At 73.7% G+C, this 16,982-nt stretch carries 10 protein-coding genes; 2 read left to right on the forward strand and 8 right to left on the reverse strand.

Features of this window, described 5'->3' with window-relative positions:
- Positions 1-16: 16 nt before the first annotated feature.
- The 5 genes from OHA91_RS32870 to OHA91_RS32890 all read right to left on the reverse strand — a co-directional run bounded on the left by OHA91_RS32870 (position 17) and on the right by OHA91_RS32890 (position 8,480).
- Positions 17-1,087, reverse strand: a complete 1,071-nt coding sequence (locus tag OHA91_RS32870) for a threonine aldolase family protein (protein ID WP_245240260.1) — start codon at positions 1,085-1,087, stop codon at positions 17-19.
- The gene (locus OHA91_RS32875; protein ID WP_266503659.1) at positions 1,084-1,773 is read right to left on the reverse strand and encodes a DUF2461 domain-containing protein; all 690 of its coding nucleotides are present in this window, start codon (positions 1,771-1,773) and stop codon (positions 1,084-1,086) included. Before OHA91_RS32875 ends, OHA91_RS32870 begins: the two co-directional genes overlap by 4 nt.
- Complete coding sequence (locus OHA91_RS32880; protein WP_328740558.1) at positions 1,770-3,170, reverse strand: serine hydroxymethyltransferase; 1,401 nt, start codon at positions 3,168-3,170, stop codon at positions 1,770-1,772. Before OHA91_RS32880 ends, OHA91_RS32875 begins: the two co-directional genes overlap by 4 nt.
- A gap of 54 nt (positions 3,171-3,224) precedes the next feature.
- Positions 3,225-6,515, reverse strand: coding sequence for a non-ribosomal peptide synthetase (locus OHA91_RS32885; RefSeq protein WP_328740559.1), 3,291 nt, complete (start codon positions 6,513-6,515; stop codon positions 3,225-3,227).
- Positions 6,516-6,605: 90 nt separating this feature from the next.
- Positions 6,606-8,480 carry an AfsR/SARP family transcriptional regulator gene (locus tag OHA91_RS32890; protein WP_328740560.1) on the reverse strand — a complete coding sequence of 625 codons (1,875 nt, stop codon included), beginning with the start codon at positions 8,478-8,480 and terminating at the stop codon, positions 6,606-6,608.
- Between the two features lie 201 nt (positions 8,481-8,681).
- Between OHA91_RS32890 and OHA91_RS32895 the strand changes: the two genes are divergently transcribed.
- Complete coding sequence (locus OHA91_RS32895) at positions 8,682-8,888, forward strand: hypothetical protein (RefSeq protein WP_031156750.1); 207 nt, start codon at positions 8,682-8,684, stop codon at positions 8,886-8,888.
- 147 nt (positions 8,889-9,035) lie between these two features.
- Here the strand turns inward: OHA91_RS32895 and OHA91_RS32900 are convergent, their stop codons facing one another.
- Both OHA91_RS32900 and OHA91_RS32905 read right to left on the reverse strand, forming a co-directional pair.
- The gene (locus OHA91_RS32900; protein WP_078959570.1) at positions 9,036-12,080 is read right to left on the reverse strand and encodes an AfsR/SARP family transcriptional regulator; all 3,045 of its coding nucleotides are present in this window, start codon (positions 12,078-12,080) and stop codon (positions 9,036-9,038) included.
- Between the two features lie 141 nt (positions 12,081-12,221).
- Positions 12,222-12,692 (reverse strand): MarR family winged helix-turn-helix transcriptional regulator, encoded by a 471-nt coding sequence (locus OHA91_RS32905; RefSeq protein ID WP_031156754.1) that lies wholly within the window; start codon positions 12,690-12,692, stop codon positions 12,222-12,224.
- A 370-nt stretch (positions 12,693-13,062) separates the two neighbouring features.
- Here OHA91_RS32905 and OHA91_RS32910 point away from each other — a divergent pair, with 370 nt between their 5' ends.
- Positions 13,063-14,565 carry an FUSC family protein gene (locus OHA91_RS32910; RefSeq protein WP_328740561.1) on the forward strand — a complete coding sequence of 501 codons (1,503 nt, stop codon included), beginning with the start codon at positions 13,063-13,065 and terminating at the stop codon, positions 14,563-14,565.
- Here the strand turns inward: OHA91_RS32910 and OHA91_RS32915 are convergent.
- A complete protein-coding gene (locus tag OHA91_RS32915) occupies positions 14,555-16,900 on the reverse strand; it encodes a HelD family protein (RefSeq protein WP_408059202.1) in 2,346 nt (781 codons plus the stop codon). The genes OHA91_RS32910 and OHA91_RS32915 overlap by 11 nt on opposite strands.
- Positions 16,901-16,982 lie beyond the last annotated feature (82 nt).

Here is a 16,982-nt window from a genome sequence, read left to right on the forward strand (position 1 = left end):
CGCTCTCTTCCGCTTCTTACGAGCGTCCCGCGGGCACGGTCTTCCGCGCCCCGGCGACGACATCGGTCATCACGGCGGTCAGCACCCCGAGGGCGTGCCGACACGCCTTGTGTCCTACGTCCAGATGGGTGACCAGCCGGACGGTGTCCGGGTCCGGTGCGGTCACCAGCACTCCTTCCTGCGCGGCCCGTGCGACGACCTCGCCGGCGCCCGGCACCGCGACGAGGACGATGTTGGTCTCGGGCGGGCGCACGGTGAAACCCGCGTCCCGCAGCCCCGCCGCCAGCAGCCGGGCGTGGTCGTGGTCCTCGGCGATCCGCTCCACGTGGTGGTCCAGGGCGTACAGCCCCGCAGCCGCCAGGATGCCCGACTGCCGCATGCTCCCGCCCAGGCCGTGCCGCAACTTCCTCGCCCTGGGCAGGTGTTCGGACCGGAGCAGGAGCACCGAACCGACCGGCGCGCCCAGCCCCTTCGACAGGCACACGGACAGCGAATCGGCCGTCTCCCCGTACTGCGCCGCCGAAGTCCCGGTCGCGGCCATCGCGTTCCAGATCCGGGCGCCGTCCATGTGGACCGCCACGCCCGCGCCGGACGTCAGCTCGCGCACCTCCCGCAGCGTGTCCAGCGGGTGGACCGTACCGCCGGCCCGGGTGTGGGTCTGCTCCACCTCCACCGCCCGCGTGCCCAGGGTGTACGCGTTCCCCCGCCGGACCGCGCCGGCCAGCAGCGCCGCGGTGACCACCCCGCGCTCCGCCGCCACCGTACGCGTCTGGATCCCGCCGTAACGGGCCGGGGAGGCCTCCTCGTGGGCCAGGACGTGCGCCTCGGCGTCGCACACCAGCTCCTCGCCGGGGGCGACGAGGAGCTGCAGCGCGATCTGGTTGGCCATCACCCCCGACGGCGTGAACAGGGCCGCCGGGAAGCCGAAGAGCCCGGCCAGGCGCTCCTCCAGGGCGCGGACCGTCGGATCCTCCCCGAAGAGGTCGTCGCCGACCTCCGCGCCGGCCATCGCGGCCCGCATCCCGGGACCCGGCCGGGTCACCGTGTCGCTGCGCAGATCGGCGGTGCCGGAAAAGCCCATGGTCATGACGGGTCGTCAACTCCTCGTTCGCGGGGCTTCGGGGTGAGTTCGCGCGCCGCCATCCAGTCCAGCAGCGGCCGTACCAGCAGCCAGGTCTCCCGTACGAGTTCCCCGGCGCGCGCCGTGTGCAGGCCCGCGGCCGGACCGTGGCGGCGCCCCGCGTCGATCTTGCGATGGCGCAGCAGGTCCAGCCGCGGGTGGTCCGCGGGCACCCCCCGCGGCCGGGACTTGAGCCGGTCCCCGCCGAGGACGAAGCCCTGCTCCGCCAGCCGGCCGGTGATCGCCGCCAGCTCCGCGCCGCCGTCCTCCTCCTCGACGGCGGCACGGTAGCGGGCGACCTCGGCCCCGGCGTACGGGTACCAGCGGCCGGAGGCGTACAGCCCGTCCCGGTCCAGGTGCACCCACAGGCCCAGGCAGGGCAGCAGGTCCAGGTAGGCGCCCTGGTAGGTCTTGTACGGGGACTTGTCGTGGGACATCCGGGTGTCCCGGACCGGGCCGAGCACCTGCACTCCGCCCGGCCCGGCCCACTCCTCGAAGAACGTGCCCAGTTCAGCGGCCAGCTCGTCCATCGGCGCACGCACGTCACGCTCGTACCGCTCGCGGTGGCGCAGCCGCCACGCCTCCTTGCTGTTGTCGGCCGCGAGGTCCTCGTACAGGCGCAGTGCCGAGGGCGGGAAGCCGCTGAAGGTCACGGCAGGTACCCCGGAAGGGGGTGGGCGGCGCACAGCTGGGAGACCCGGGTGCGGACCCGGTCGCGCAGCGCGTCCGGCAGGACTCCGCCGGGTGCGGCGAGCGCCGTCAGGACGTCCGCGACCAGGTCGGCGCACTCGGCGGCCACCGTCCGGTCCATCCCGCGCGCGGCCAGCGTGTTGGTGCCCAGCCGCAAGCCCCCCGTCACCCGGACCGGGGTGGTGTCCCCGGGGACCCGGTTGCGGTTGACGACGATCCCGCAGGACTCCAGGGCCTCCTCGGCCACGTCCCCGGTGACACCGGTGCCGCGCAGGTCGAGCAGCACCATGTGGGTGTCCGTACCACCCGTGACCAGGCGGAAGCCCCGGTCCAGGAGCCGCTCGGCGATCGCTTGCGCGCCGTCCGCCAGCCGCTTGGCGACCTCCGCGAAGTCCGGGCTCGCCACGAAGTCCAGCGCGCGCGCCTTGGCCGCCACGGACGCCAGGTCGGGGGTGCCCTGGGTGAAGGGGAACACGGCGCGGCGCAGGGTTGCGGCCAGGGTTCCCCGCTCCGGCCCGGCCCTGCGGGCCTCGCGGCCCAGCAGGATCAGCCCGCCGCGCGGACCGTAGAGCTGCTTGTAGGTGCTGGTGGTGGTCACGTGGGCGTGGTCGACGGGGCTCTGGTGGAGGCCGGCCGCGACCAGTCCCGCGATGTGCGAGATGTCGGCCAGGAGATAGGCGTTGGCCTCGTCCGCGATCTCCCGGAACCGGGCGAAGTCGATGCTGCGGGGGTACGCGCTCGCACCGCACACGATGAGCTTCGGCCGGTGCTCCAGGGCCAGTTCGCGGATCTGGTCGTAGTCGAGCAGCCCCTCCGGCGTCACCCGGTAGCCGTGGGCGCGGTAGTACCGGCCGGTCACCGAGGCGGGGGAGCCGTGGGTGAGGTGGCCGCCGCAGTCCAGGTCGAGACCCAGCAGGGAGTCGCCCGGGCTCAGCAGTGCGGTGATCACGGCGAGGTTCGCGGACGACCCCGAGTGCGGCTGCACGATCGCGTCCTGCGCGCCGAAGGCCGCGCACGCCCGCTCGATCGCGAGGCGCTCGATCTCGTCGGCGACGCCGCAGCCCGCATGGTAGCGGTTGCCGGGAAAGCCCTCGGCGGTCAGGTTCCCGAGCGTGCTGCCCTCGCAGGCCAGCACGGACGGGTCCGCGACGCTGGACGCCGCGACCATCATCAGGGTGTCGCGCTGGCGCGCCGACTCCCGGGACAGCAGGTCGTACAGGACGGAATCTCGCTCTCTCAGGCGGTTGTTGGCGTGCGCGGCGAAATCGACCAGGTCGGGCGCGGGCGCCTGTGGCGCGCCGCCCCGGAGCCCGTCCTCGTCCAGCGGATCGGTGACGGGCGCGGGCAGGGTGAGGCTCATGACTGTCCCCTCTCGGAATCGTCCGTGATGGCCGTGCTGAACCGGCTCGTGTCCTCAGCCGGCCGCATCGGCGGTGTCCGTCTCGTCGGCCTCCAGCTCGCCGAAGGCCTCGGCGGCCGCGACGGCCTCCGCGCCGTGCTGCTCGTCCGCGGCGATCTTCGCGGCGAGCTCGGAGACGACCGGGTTCTGGAACACGGTCTTGACCGGCACCGGCACCCCGAGCAGCTCCTTGAGCAGCCCCGCGAGCCGGGTCCCGCTGAGCGAATCGCCGCCCAGGGTGAAGAAGTTGTCGCCGGGCGCCACCCCGTCCAGGCCGAGGATGTCGGCGACCGCCGCGCACAGCACGAGCTCCAGCGCGCTGCCCGTCCCGTCCCCGCCGTCGCGCACGGCCGCGTCGTCGGCGGACTGCCGGCTCCCGGCGGAGGAGGCCAGCAGCAGCCGGTCGACCTTGCCGTTGCGGGTCAGCGGCAGCTCGTCCAGCGCGGTCAGCGCGGCCGGCACCATGTAGCCGGGAAGCTGCGCGGCGAGCCGCCCCAGCACCCGGTCGGCCGCGCCGGCGTCGCAGCCGGCACCGGCCACCACGAAGGCGTGCAGTCTCCGCACCCCGTGGGCGCTGGCGGGGGCCACCACCACGGCCGCCTCGACCTCGTCGTCCTGGCGCAGCACGGCCTCGATCTCGCCCAGCTCGATCCGGTGCCCCTGGATCTTCACCTGGAAGTCGTCCCGGCCCAGGATCTCGATGCTGCCGTCCGGCAGGTACCGGCCCAGGTCACCGGTCAGATAGGCGCGTTCGCCGGTCTCCGGCAGGCGCACGAAGCGGCTCTCGGTGCGCTCGGCGTCGTTCCAGTAGCCGAGCGCGAGACCGACGTCGCTGGCCACGGCCATCTCGCCGACGACGCCGAGCGGGCGCTCGTACGCCGCTCCGTCGACGATGTAGTAGCGCTGGTTGGTGATCGGCTTGCCGTACGGGATGCTCGTCCAGGACGGGTCGACCTCGCCGATCGGCTGGAACAGCGACCAGCAGATCGTCTCGGTGGGACCGCCCGAGCCCACCACCTGGATCTTCGGGCTCTGGGCCCGCAGCCGGTCCGGCAGGGTCAGCGGGATCCAGTCGCCGGAGAGCACCGACAGCCGCAGCGACTCCAGCGGCCGGCCGCCGCCGCGCCGCTCGCGCACCTCGGCCTCGCCGACGAGCAGCTCCATCAGGACCGGCACCGAGTTCCACAGCGTGACCCGTTCCGCCTGCACCAGATCGGCCCAGACATCGGGCTCGGCGTGCTCGAACGGCGGCGGCACCACCACGGTCCCGCCCTGCGTGAGCACCCCGAAGACGTCGTAGATCGAGGCGTCGAAGTGGAGTCCCGAGATGGCCAGCAGCCGGTCCCGCGCACCGACCTCGAAGCGTGCCGCGACGTCGCGGATCAGGTTGACCACGCCGATGTGGTCGACCATCACGCCCTTCGGTTCGCCCGTGGAGCCCGAGGTGAAGATCGTGTACGCGAGGTCCGCGGGGGTCTGCGCGGTGTCGGGCCGGGTGGCCGTGCCGGTCTCGAAGTCCTTGTCCACCCGGTAGCGGCGGGCCGTGGGCGGCCAGCTGATCCGGGACTCCAGCGAGGACTGCGTGAGGATCCGGTCGACCTTGGCCTCGGCCAGCAGCCTGCGCAGCCGCTCCGGCGGAACGGACGCGTCCAGCGGCAGGTAGGCCGCACCGGAGGCGAGGATCCCGTAGACCGCGGCGTACTGCTCCCAGCCCTTCTCCATCACGACGGCGACCAGCTCGCCCGGGGCCGCCCCGTGCTCGCGCAGCGTGTGTCCGATCCGCCAAGCGTACGAAGCCAGTTCGGCGTAGCTGAGCCGCCGCCCGGAGGCGTCCACCACGGCCTCGGCGTCGGGCGTGAGCTCGGCCTGCCGGGCGAACAGCTCGTGCAGGGTGGTGTACGGGATCTGCCCGGCGGTGTCGTTGACCTGCCGGCGCAGCTCCCGCTCGGCCGGCGGTACCAGGTCGAAGCGGGCGGTGTGCAGGCTGTCCGGGTCGTCGGTGAGCTTCTCCAGGAGGTCCACGTACACGCCGAAGGCCGCGTCGACGAAACCGGGCGCGAACGCCCCGTCGACGAAGTCCCAGATGACGCGCAGCTCGCCGGCCAGCTCGCGCAGCTGCACGTCGAGCGTCACCTGCGGGGTCTGCGAGATCGAGTACACCTCCCGGCCCAGGTCCGTGACGGGCCGGCGCACCGGATAGTCGAGCAGGCTGGTGACGACCACGGGCATCCCGGCCTGTGCGCCCACACCGTGCAGGCGCGTCAGCTCGCGCAGGACGCGCACGCCGTTGAAGGAGCCGTGCTCCATGTCGCGGGCGAGCTGGTCGCGCAGGGCGTGCGCACGGTCGAGGAAGGTCGCGCCCGAGCCGTCGGCGGCGAGCATCACGGCGTTGGTGAAGTCACCGAGCACGCCGGTGATGTCCGGGTGCACCGCCGGGCGCTGGAAGACCGGGTAGTTGATCGTGAAGTCCGACTCCTCCGCCCACGCCCGGACCACCTCGGCGAACGCCGCGGTGAGCAGCACCGACGGGGTCAGGCCCGCCCCGTGCGCCCGCTCCGTGAACCGCTGCCAGTCGGTGGGGGAGAGGCGGTGCTCGCGCCGGTCGAAGCGGACCTCGCCGGCGTCTCCGCCGGAGCCGCCCGTGGGCAGCGACGGGGCCGGCGGCAGGGTGGGCACGCGCTGCACCCAGTAGTCGCGGGCGGTGCGGAAGGCCTCGGTGTGCGGCAGGGCTTCGGCGCGCCAGCGGGCGTACTCGGCGAAGCCGATGCCCGGCTCCGGGAGCTCCGCGTCCGGGTTCTCGTACAGGTCGACCAGCTCGGGGAAGAGGACCTGGAAGGCGCTGGAGGCGTCCAGCACCTGCAGGTCGATCCCCAGGTGGACCCGGCCGAGGTCCTCCGGACCGCCCAGCCGGATGATCCGCAGGTCGAACAGCGGCCAGCTGCCCACCGGGAAGACCACGTGGCTCATCTCCTCGCGCAGCGCGGCGAGGTGCTCCCGGGCGGCGTCGGCGGACAGGTCGCGCAGGTCCACGACCGGTATGCCGAACGGCAGCGGGTCGGACGGCACCCACTGGGTGCCGTCGGTGCTGCCGATCGCGCGGAGCATGTCGTGACGGGCGACCACCTTGCGCCAGGCGGTGGCGAACCGCTCCGGGTCGAGGTCCGCGCGCTCCCACTCGAAGTATCCGTAGCAGCCGATGCCGCCCATCTCGACGGCTTCGCCTCGCCCGATCATCAGTGCCTGCTGCGTCTCGGTCATCGGGAAGGACGCGGCACTGTCCGCGCGAGCGGGCAGGAGCTCGGTCATGGTCCAACTCCATTCGGTGTTACGGGCCGTTGGCTGTTGCGTGCACGGGTGGATCCGGGCCGGGACGCCCTGCTGCGGGGCAGGGCGAGGCTAGGGGCGGTGAGTTAGCCGCCGGTTATGCTCCGTTCGGCCGACCGGGCCGCCGGGCACCGGCGCCCGCCCCTCCTCCAGGGAGAGCGCGAAGAGCCGTACGAGCGGGTGGAACAGGTAGCAGGGCTGGCCCCACTCGTCCGCGCCGCTGACCTCCAGCAGGGCCGCGTCGGCGAGCGCCTCCAGCAGCCGCTCGGCCTCGGCCTCCGGCAGGTCCAGCGCCGTCGCCGCCTCGGCGGCCGGGAACGGCTGCGCCCCCAGCGCCGCCAGCGCCGGGAACACCGCCCGCACCTCGGGCTCCAGCGCACGCCAGGACGGCAGCAGGGAGGTGTGCACGTCCAGGTCGCCCGAGTGCAGCTCCCGCAGCCGGGTGGCGGGATCGGCCAGTCTGCGGGCGAGCCGGTCCGGGGTGCAGTGCGGCCGGGCCGCGATCCGGGTGCCGACGATCCGCAGCGCCAGCGGCAGACCGGCGCAGTGCTCGACGATCGCGGACGCGGCGCAGGGCGCGGCCGCCACCCGGGCGGGGCCGGCCGCCGCGGCGAGCAGCTCCAGCGAGTCCCGCGGCTCCAGGGGGGCGAGGGCCACGGTGTGCGCCCCGGCCACGGTGGGCAGGGCCGTACGCCCGGTCACCAGCACCGCCGGCTCCGGGGTGTTGGGCAGCAGCGGCCCCAACTGGGCGGCCCCCGAGGCGTTGTCCAGCACGATGAGCAGCTGCCTGCCCCGGGTCCGCTCCCGGTAGAGGCGCACCAGCTGGTCCTGGTCGTCGGCGGCCGGTACGTCGTCCATCGGGCCCAGCGCCCGCAGCAGACGGCGCAGCACCCGGGCCGGGTGCCGCGGGGTGCCGTCCGCGGCGCGCAGGTCGGCGTACAACTGCCCGTCGGGGAAGTGCCGCTGGCAGCGGTGGGCCGCGTGCACGGCCAGGGCGGTCTTCCCCAGCCCCGCCATCCCGGTGACCAGGACCCGGCGGGGCCGCCCGGCACCCTGGCCGTCGGGGGTCAGGGCGCGGCACACCAGATCCAGTTCGGGGCCCCTGCCCGTGAAGTCGACGGTGTCCGGGGGCAGCATCGCCGGAGCCGCGGCCGACGGGCCGGAAGGCCGCGGCCGGGCGCCCGCGCGTACGGCGGGGGCGGCTCCCGGCCACCGGTCGAGCGTGCCGTCGAGCAGCGCCCGGTAGGTGGCCTGGAGCTCCTCGCCGGGATTGACCCCGAGCTCGTCCGCGAGCACCGCCCGGCCGTGGTGGTAGAGGTGGATGGCGTCCGCCTGCCGCCCGGACCGGCACAGGGCGGTCATCAGCTGGCACCGGATGCGCTCGCGCAACGGGAACTCGGCGACGAGCCCGGTGAGCTCACCGGTGATCTGCTCGTGCCGACCGAGGGCGAGGTCCGCGGCGATGCGGTGCTCCAGGGTCACGGCGCGTGCCTCCGCCAGCCGCGGGGCCTCGGCGTCGGCCAGGTATTCCGTGGCGTTCGCGAAGGGCTGCCCGTTCCACCGCGCGAGGGCGTCGCGCAGCAGCTCACCGGCGCGCTCGAAGTCCTCTTTGATCAATGCCTCGCGGCCGCCGAGCGCCAGCTTCTCGAATTCGTTCAGGTCCACGGTCGCATTACCGATGCTCATGGCATATCCCGGCGGTCTGCGATCGATCACGACTTCGTCGCCGAGAATCTTGCGCAGGCGCGAAATATAGGTGTAGAGCTGTGCGCTGACGGTGGCCGGGGGCGCCCAGCCCCACAGCAGCCGGCACAGCCGCTCGTCCGACACGACCTCTTCGCGGGCCAGGAGGAGCGCCGCGAGCACGGTGTGCAGCTTCGCCCCGGAGAACGCGACCCGGTGGCCGTCCCGCCGTACCTCTACTGGCCCGAGCACTCGGAATTCCATGTACCGCCCCATCCGTGATTCCTGAGAAGAATCTTCGAACGAAGCTAGAGGAGGGCGTTGTCCCCTCGATATCGTGTCGATTTCGCGGGGGGCTCGGGTCGCGAAATCGATGGAACACGGAAGAGAAAGGAGACGTCCCTACTGTTCCATTCGTGCCGCAGCGAGCGGCGCAGAGATGATCCACCGAGAGGGGAATCCGAGATGCGCAGCACCCGGACGGCGAAGACGACGGCCGCTTGCCTGGTCGTTCTTGCGGGGATGTTCGTGGGCAGCGGGGCCGCCTCGGCCGGCACGGCGCAGGCGGGCACCAGCGTCCAGGCGGACGACATGCCCTGGGGGGTCGTCAAGCCGCTGCACCCCTCGCACCCGGGCTCCGCCGGCACGAACGGCGACATGCCCTGGGGCTGACCGCCTCGCGGTGCCCCTCCTGCGGGCCGCGCCCCGCACCACCGCGATCTCGCACCCCGCAACGACCCGCGAAACCGCACCACGTGAAACCGCACCACCGCACTTGCGCGCATGCCGCCGCCGCGGCCCGAGTCCTACGGACGGGCGTCAGTTCGCCGGATGCGCCAACAGGGCCGTCAGTTCCTCCGGAGTGAAGGAACGATGCGGCAGCCCTCCGGGCCCCCCACCGCCCGGCTCACCCCCCGCATCCTGCACGGCCGCCAGCAGCCGGCCCGCCTGCGCCCGCCAGGGCTGCGCGCCGACCTCGCCGAAGCCGGCACAGGCCCGCCGGAACCTCTCCGCCGCCTCCGCACAGCGGCCCCCGAGCGCGTCCACGCACCCGAGGTCCGTCTCCACCCGGGCGTACAGGAACCGGTCCGCCAGTTCATCAGTGATCTCCAGGGCCTGCTGCAGCGTGTCCCCCGCCGCCTGCAGCAGGCCCTGGCTCCACTGCGTCTGGCCGAGGCCCCGCAGCGCGTGCGCCTCGCCGACCCGGTCGCCCTCACCGCGGGTCAGCCGCAGTACGGCGCCGAACGCCTCGGCGGCCTCCCCGAGGTCCCCCGCGCGCAGCCGCACCTCGGCCAGCCGGTACACGCTCTGTGCCTCGGCCCGTACCGATCCGGTGCGCCGGCTGAGCGCCACCGCCTGCTCGGCGAGCGGCAGCGCGCCGCCCACGTTGCCCCGGTCCAGCTCGATCTGCGCCTGGAAACCCAGCAGATGGGCCTCGTTCCCGATGTCCCCGGAGTCGTGGAAACCGCTGAGCGCCGCCTCGCAGTACTCCAGCGCCCGCTCCCAGTCGCCCTGGAACCGCGCGCACATGGCCAGGTTCCGCTGCGCGAGCGCCGCCCCGCCCAGATCGCCGGTGGTGCGCAGCAGCCGCAGCGCGGCCATGTTCCAGCCCTCGGCCTGCTCGTAGCGCCGCTGGTAGATCGCCAGCGACCCCAGCAGCCGCAGCATCGTCGCCTCGCCCGGCTCGTCGCCGGCCCGCCGGGCCGAGGCCAGGGCCTGTTCGGCGCTGCGCTGCCAGTCCTCCAGGTAGTTCTTCGTCTCGAAGTGCGGCACCGCGCTCTCGGTCAGCATCCAGGCGTAACCGGCCCGGCCCGTCTCCGCCGCCTGGGCCACCACGTCGGTCACCGCGGTGCGCTCCGACTCGAACCAGTCCATCGGCGAGCCCAGCAGCTCGTCGGCGAGCTCGCCCAGGAAGCCGGGGGCGGCCGCCGCCGGACGGCCCACCGGGAACTCCCGCCCGTCGATCCGCCGGTGCGCCTCCTCGGCCAGCCACAGCCAGGCGCCGAAGGCACGCTCCAGCGCCGCGTCCGTCTCCCCCTCCGGCTCGTCCGACTCCGCCCGCTCCCGGGCGAACAGCCGCAGCAGGTCCTGGAACCGGTAGCGGGCAGCCCGGCCCGGCGCCGCCTCCGCCACCTCCAGCAGCTGGGCGTCGACCAGGTGGTCGATCAGCTCCTCCGCGTGCCACACGCTGGTGTCCAGTACGGCCGCCCCCGCCCAGGCGGCGAAGTCCGCCGTGCGCAGCAGCCCGAGGCGCCGGTACATCCGGGCCGCCTCCGGCGGCAGGTCCCGGTAGGTGAGCCGGAAGCCCGCCCGGACCCCGCCCTCGCCCGGGCTCAGCACGTCGAGCCGGGACCGGTGGTCGCGCAGCCGCTCCACGAGGCTCCGCACGCTCAGGTTGGGCTTGGCCGCCAGCCGTGCCCCGGCGATCCGCAGCGCCAGCGGCAGGCAGTCGCACAGCGCGCCGAGCTGCTCCACGGCCACCGGGTCGCTGCCGAACCGGTCCGCCCCGGCCAGTTTGATCAGCAGGGCCGTCGCCTCGGTCGGCTCCAGCATCCGCAGCCGGATGCTGAGCGCCGTGTAGTCGCCGGTCAGGTCGCCCAGGTTCTCCCGGCTGGTGGCCAGCACCACGCTCCGCCCGCCGCCGGGCAGCAGGGGTCTGAGCTGGTGGAAGGAGCGTACGTTGTCCAGGACGATCAGCGTCTTGCGGGTGCGGAGCAGGCTCCGCAGCAGCGAGGCCCGCTCGTCGGGGTCGGCCGGCACCTGGGGTGCGGCGATCCCGAGGGCGCGCAGGAAGCGGTCGAGCACGGCGGCGGGGGACACCGGCGCCTGCTCCTCGTCGTAGCCCCGCAGATCGGCGAAGAGCTGGCCGTCGGGGAACTGGTCGGCGACCTGGCTCGCCCAGTGCACCGCCAGTGCCGTCTTGCCCACCCCGCCCACGCCGACGATCGTCGCCAGTGCGGGGGTGTGGGGGTTGTACGGTTCCTTCAGCAGCCGGTCCAGCGAGGCCATCTCGCGCTGCCGACCGGTGAACGCCATGACCCCCGCGGGGAGTTGCGCCGGGATCGTGTGCACGGAGGCCGGCGCGGGGGCCACCACGGCCGGGGGCCGGGTCAGTTCCGGCGAGTCCCGCAGGATCAGGTCGTGCAACTGCCGCAGCCCCGGACCGGGTTCGATCCCGAGCTGCTCGGTCAGTAACCGGCGGCCGTGCAGGAACACGTCGAGGGCCTCGGCCCGCTGGCCCGACCGGTACAGGGCCAGCATGAGGTGCTCGCGGCACTGCTCGCGCAGCGGGTGCCGTGCCACCAGCTCGGTGAGCTCGCCGATGAGCGCGCGGTGGCGGCCCAGCTGGAGCATCAGCCCCGCGCGCTCCTCGATGAGCGTGAGCCTCATCTGCTCCAGCCGCGTCGCCTCGGCCTCCAGCCGGGAACCGGGCGTCTCCTCGAGCGCCGCGCCCCGCCAGATGCTCAGCGCCTCCTCGAACAGCGTGCAGGCTTCCTCGGTGCGGCCGTGCCGGGCGGCGTCGCGGCCCTGGTCGGCGCGCTCCAGGAACTCCTGGACGTCGACGCGGTGCTCACCCTTGGCCAGCAGGTAGCCCGGGGGAGAGGTGATCAGCAGATCGGTCACCCCGGCCTGCTTGAAGGTCTTGCGCAGGGTGGCCACGCAGATCGCGATCTGGTTCCGTGCCGTCGCAGGAGGCGAATCCGGCCACACGGCGTCCACCAGGGTGTCCACCGAGACGACGCGGTCGGCATAGAGCACCAACATCGCGAGGACCGTCGCCTGGCGCCGGCCGTTGATGCGCAAGGGGCCGTCCTCGGCCTGGACGAGCAGTGGCCCCAGCAGTCTGAAGACAAACCGATTCAACAGGTCCCCCGCCTTTGAAACCCCGCGTCAGGCGCGAACGGTACCGCAAAGAAGATTCCTCGGTGCAGTCAACCTTTGGGAAAAGCAGCGGCTGTTTCAGGCCACCTTGTCCGTATAGCGGTAGAGGGGCGAGCGGGGTCCTCACGGAGAGTCGCCGGTGCCGACCGAGGACAGCGCGCCCGACAGTCCCCGAAGCATCTCGGCCGTTCGGTGCACCTCCTCCTCGCCGCCCAGGCTCTCGCACAGGTGCCGGGCCAGCTCGGCCAGACAGGAGTCGATCTCCCGTTTCACCGCCGCGCCCCGCTCGGTGGCGGCGAGCAGTTTCGCCCGCCGGTGCGCCGGATTGTCCAGGTAGACCGCGAGCCCCTGGGACACGAGCAGGTCCGCTATGCGCTGCACGCTCTGCCGGGTGGTCCCCACCCGCCGGGCCACCTCGGAGACCGACAGGGACTCGCCCGTCACCGTGCTGAGGATCTGCCAGCGTGCCGCACTGAGCCCGAACGACAGCGCCAGCCTGTCGACGGCGGCGGTGAACCGCCCGTTCAGCCGGAAGACCGCCACGGCGGCCCGGCTGAACGCCTCGGCCTCCCCGGACTCCGCTGTACGCGTCAACGCCGGTCCCCTTCCGTACGTCTTCCGGGTCGCTGCACGATAACAGCGCGTGGTCGCACGGACGAGAGCCGTGCACGCCCGGGGCGGAGGCACTCGGCCGTGACTGGTCCGTTGGCAGCCCTGTGGCCGACAGAACCCATGGGTAACCCTGCCAATGGCCCTGCCCACCGCGCGCGAGTTGAGCCAGTGGGCCCCCAGGTGCTTATCTGTGTCGTATCCATGTACTTACGGCGCCGCGCAGCGCCGGACGGCAACGAGGCCGGTTCCGGAGCGCGGCGCCTTCGCTGTGCCCGTCCGCAGCCCACCACCCCCGGGCGGCGCCGGGCCGGCGCGCACCACTGCAGGGGGGCGGCACACCGCTGTGAAGAGGATGTTCGTAGCTCCGGATCCGGGGCGTCTGAGGCTCAGGACCTCGGCCCGCGCCGTGATCGGCGTCGGCGCCGCCGTCGCCCTCGCCGAAATGTGCGGTCTCTCCCTGACCGCCTCCATCACCGGCGGACTCGCGGCCCTGCTCGCGCTCTTCACCGTCACCGACCCGACCGTGCGCCGCCAGGCCGTCACCACCGCCCTGCTGCCCGCCGCCGGATTCCCGGTCCTGGCCCTCGCCACGGCCCTGCACGGCGTGACCCCGCTCCGGGACGCCGCCTTCGTCCTCGTCGTCTTCTGCGGGGTCTACGCCCGCCGCTGGGGCCCCCGCGGGCACGCGCTCGGGATCTTCGCGTTCATGAACTTCTTCATCACGCAGTTCCTGCACGCCCTCCCCGCCCAGCTCCCCGAGCTGTACGCCGCCGTGGGCCTCGCCCTCGGCGCCGCCGCGGCCGTGCGCTTCCTGCTGTGGCCCATCGAGCGGCGCACCCCGCCGTCCGCCGCCCCCGCGCCGCTGCCCGGCCGCGGCCTGGCCCGGCACACGACCCGCCAGGCCTTCCAGGCGACCGCCGCGTGCGCCGTCGCCCTCTCCGTCGGCCAAGTGCTCTCCGAGGACCGCTGGTACTGGGCCGTCGGCACCGCCTGGTGGATCTTCGTCAACACCGCCTCCCGCGGCGAAACGCTCGTCCGCGGCTTCCGCCGGGTGCTCGGCACCGTCGTCGGCGTGGCCGCCGGCGTACTGATCGCCATCCCGCTGGACGGCGCGCCCGTACCCACCGCCCTCCTGGTCGCGGTCTGCGTCTTCGGGATCTTCTACACGGCCGCCGTCTCGTACAGCTGGATGATCCTCGCGGTCACGCTGATGGCGGGGCTGCTCTACGGCCTCCTCGGCGTGCTGGACCCCGGCCTGCTCGTGCTCCGCCTGGAGGAGACGGCCGTCGGGGCCGTGTGCGCCGCGCTGGCCGTGGTGCTCGTCCTGCCGGTCACCACCCACGCCACGAACGACGCCTGGATCCAGCGCGCCCTGCGCTGCGTGCACGCCGCCACCGCCCAGGCCACCGCCCGCCTCGCCGGCTCCCCGACGGCCGACCCCGCCCCGCACGCCGCCGAGCTGGAGACCCTGCTGGCCCGGGTCCGGATGGCGCTCGCGCCGCTGGTCCACCCGCTCAGCCCGTTCCGCGCCCGCAAGGCCCGCGCCGGCCAGGTCATCGCCCTGCTGGACGACTGCGCCCGCGAGGTGCGCGGACTGGTGACCGTCGCCGCCGACCCGGACGCCGGACACGACGCCCGCCTCGCCGCCGCATGCTGGCGCGTCGAGGCGGCGGTGCAGGCGCTGACCGCCGGCGAGCGGGAGCTCGAAGAGCCCGCCGCGGCGGGCGCCACCGCGTCGCCCGCCGCCACCGCCGAGCCCGCGCTCGCCCACCTCCAGGGCCTGGAGCGGGCCCTCGCCGAACTGGCCACCCCGCTCGGCAGCGACCCGAAGGCGCCGTTCGTCATCAGCGCCTGAGCAGCCCGCCCCAGGCCGGCGCCCGCCCCGAGGGCGGCCGGCCGGGGGAGTGCACGACCCCCAGGGCCTGGGTGGCCCGGGTCAGCGCCACGTACAGGTCGCTGGGCTCGAAGTCGGCCGGTTCCACCACGATCACCGTGTCGAACTCCAGCCCCTTGGCCTGGCGCGGATCCAGCAGGACGACCTCCCGCGTCAGATCGGGCTCGGCGCCCTCCCGCACCCCCGGCAGTACGCCGGCCAGCGCCCCGTGCAGATCCCGGGGCGCGATCACCGCGAGCCGCCCCTCGGCCGGCCGCTCCCGCTCCACGGCCTCCGCGACCGCCCCGGCGAGGTCGTCGGACGCCCGCGCCCACGGCCGTACCCCGGTGGCCCGTACCGACCGCGGCGGTTCGAAACCGGGATCGCGCTCGCGCAGCACGGCCGCCGCCACCTCCATGATCTCGGCCGGCGTACGGTAGTTGACCCCGAGCCGGACCAGCTCCCAGCGCTCGCCGACGTACGGCGAGAGGATCCGCTCCCAGGACCCGCAGCCCGCCTCGTCACCGGTCTGCGCCGGATCGCCGACCAGCGTCATCGAGCGGGTCGGGCAACGCCGCATCAGCAGCCGCCACGCCATCTCCGACAGCTCCTGCGCCTCGTCCACGATGACGTGCCCGAAGGCCCACGTGCGGTCGGCCGCGGCGCGCTCGGCGGCGCTGCGGTGGTCGGCCTCCTCGTGGCGCTCCGCCATCCGCTCGGCGTCGATGATGTCGTGCGCCGCGAGGTACTCGTTCTCCTCGTCCTCGAACTCGTACGACTGCGAACCCGCGGACACGTCCAGCACGCCCTGCGCGTACGCGATGCGCCGCTGCCGCTGCCGCTCCTCGGCGGCGCGCAGCGCACTGTCGTCCTCCCCGAGCAGCTCCGCCGCCTCGTCCAGGAGCGGCACGTCGGCCGGGGTCCAGTCGGGCCGGGCCGACGGCGCCCGCCGGATGAGCCGGGCCTCGTCCGCGGGCAGGTGCGTGGGTTCGGCCAGGAAGTCGGCGACCAGCCGCTGCGGGGTGAGCGAGGGCCACAGCGAGTCGATCGCCGCGTGCACGGCGCGGCTCGTCGCGATCTCCTTGCCGAGCTGGGCGACGTCGTCGGGGCCGAGCAGGTTCGGCCCGCCGTACGGATCGGCGCCCAGGCGGTCGGCGAGCTGCGCGGTGAGCGCGTCGATGATCCGGAAGGCGAACGTCGGCCGCGCCTGGTTGTGCGGCAGCCCGGTGGCCCGGGCGCGGTCGCGCGCCTCGTGGGCCATCGTGCGGTCCAGCAGCAGGGTCCCGTAGTCGTCGTGGTCGATCTCCAGCGCGGGTTCGGGGACGGTGTCGTACTCCTCTCCGGTGCCCGTCGGCACGTGTTCCGGCAGGGACTGCCGGTCGGCCACCACCCGGGCGAGGACCTGCGCCATCGCGGCGCGGCCCTTCACGGCGGCGGCTCCGGGGCGGTCGGTCCCGGTGGCGTGGACCCCGGGGAACAGCTCGCCCGGGGTGGACAGCAGTACGCCCGTCTCCCCGAGCGCGGGGAGCACCCCGCCGATGTAGCCCAGGAAGGCCGGACCCGGTCCGACGATCAGCACCCCGCGCTTGGCGAGCAGCTCGCGGTGGGCGTACAGCAGGTAGGCGGCGCGGTGCAGGGCCACCGCGGTCTTGCCGGTGCCGGGTCCGCCCTCGACGACCAGCACCCCCCGGTGCGTGGAGCGGATGACCCGGTCCTGCTCGGCCTGGATGGTCCGCACGATGTCGTGCATGCGGCCGGTCCGGGCGGCGTCGAGCGCCGCCAGCAGCACGGCGTCCGCGTCGGCGCCCTCGTGGCCGGTGCGCTCCGCGTCGGTCAGGTCGAGGATCTCGTCGTGCAGGGCGGTGACGACCCGGCCCCGGCTGCTGATGTGCCGGCGGCGGCGCAGCCCCATCGGGGTGTGCCCGGTGGCGAGGTAGAAGGGGCGGGCGACCTCGGCCCGCCAGTCCAGGACCAGGGGAGTGCGTTCCGCGTCGTCGGCGCGGATCCCGATGCGGCCGATGTGGTGGTCGCGGCCGTCGGAGAACTCCAGACGCCCGAAACAGAGGCCGTTCTCACCGGCATTCAGGGCGGAGAGCAGACCGGACTGCTCGGCCACCAGGACGTCGCGCTCCAGGCGCGCCTGAAATCCGGTTCCGACGTCGCGCAATGCCCCTTCGACCGCCTGTTCGGCCTGGTCGCGCAGGTCGTCGAGGCGCCGATAGAGATCGGTGACGAATTGCTGCTCTTTCCGGAATTCCTCGGTTGACAATTGCACTCCTGCCGCGCTACAGTGTCCTCGTAAGCTTTCTTGCGTCATCACTCAAGGTGAAGTCGCGAAATATTTAATATACGCCTTCTCCTCCCTCGGAGCCGAATTCGGCCGGGGGATTTTTTGCGTA

Source organism: Streptomyces erythrochromogenes (assembly GCF_036170895.1).
Taxonomy (GTDB): Bacteria; Actinomycetota; Actinomycetes; order Streptomycetales; family Streptomycetaceae; genus Streptomyces; species Streptomyces erythrochromogenes.

Coding starts and splice junctions, on each gene's coding strand:
- OHA91_RS32895 (WP_031156750.1), top strand. CDS start 8,682: ATGCGCAGCACCCGGACGGCGAAGACGACGGCCGCTTGCCTGGTCGTT.
- OHA91_RS32915 (WP_408059202.1), bottom strand. CDS start 16,900: ATGACGCAAGAAAGCTTACGAGGACACTGTAGCGCGGCAGGAGTGCAA.
- OHA91_RS32910 (WP_328740561.1), top strand. CDS start 13,063: ATGTTCGTAGCTCCGGATCCGGGGCGTCTGAGGCTCAGGACCTCGGCC.
- OHA91_RS32890 (WP_328740560.1), bottom strand. CDS start 8,480: ATGGAATTCCGAGTGCTCGGGCCAGTAGAGGTACGGCGGGACGGCCAC.
- OHA91_RS32885 (WP_328740559.1), bottom strand. CDS start 6,515: ATGACCGAGCTCCTGCCCGCTCGCGCGGACAGTGCCGCGTCCTTCCCG.
- OHA91_RS32870 (WP_245240260.1), bottom strand. CDS start 1,087: ATGACCATGGGCTTTTCCGGCACCGCCGATCTGCGCAGCGACACGGTG.
- OHA91_RS32880 (WP_328740558.1), bottom strand. CDS start 3,170: ATGAGCCTCACCCTGCCCGCGCCCGTCACCGATCCGCTGGACGAGGAC.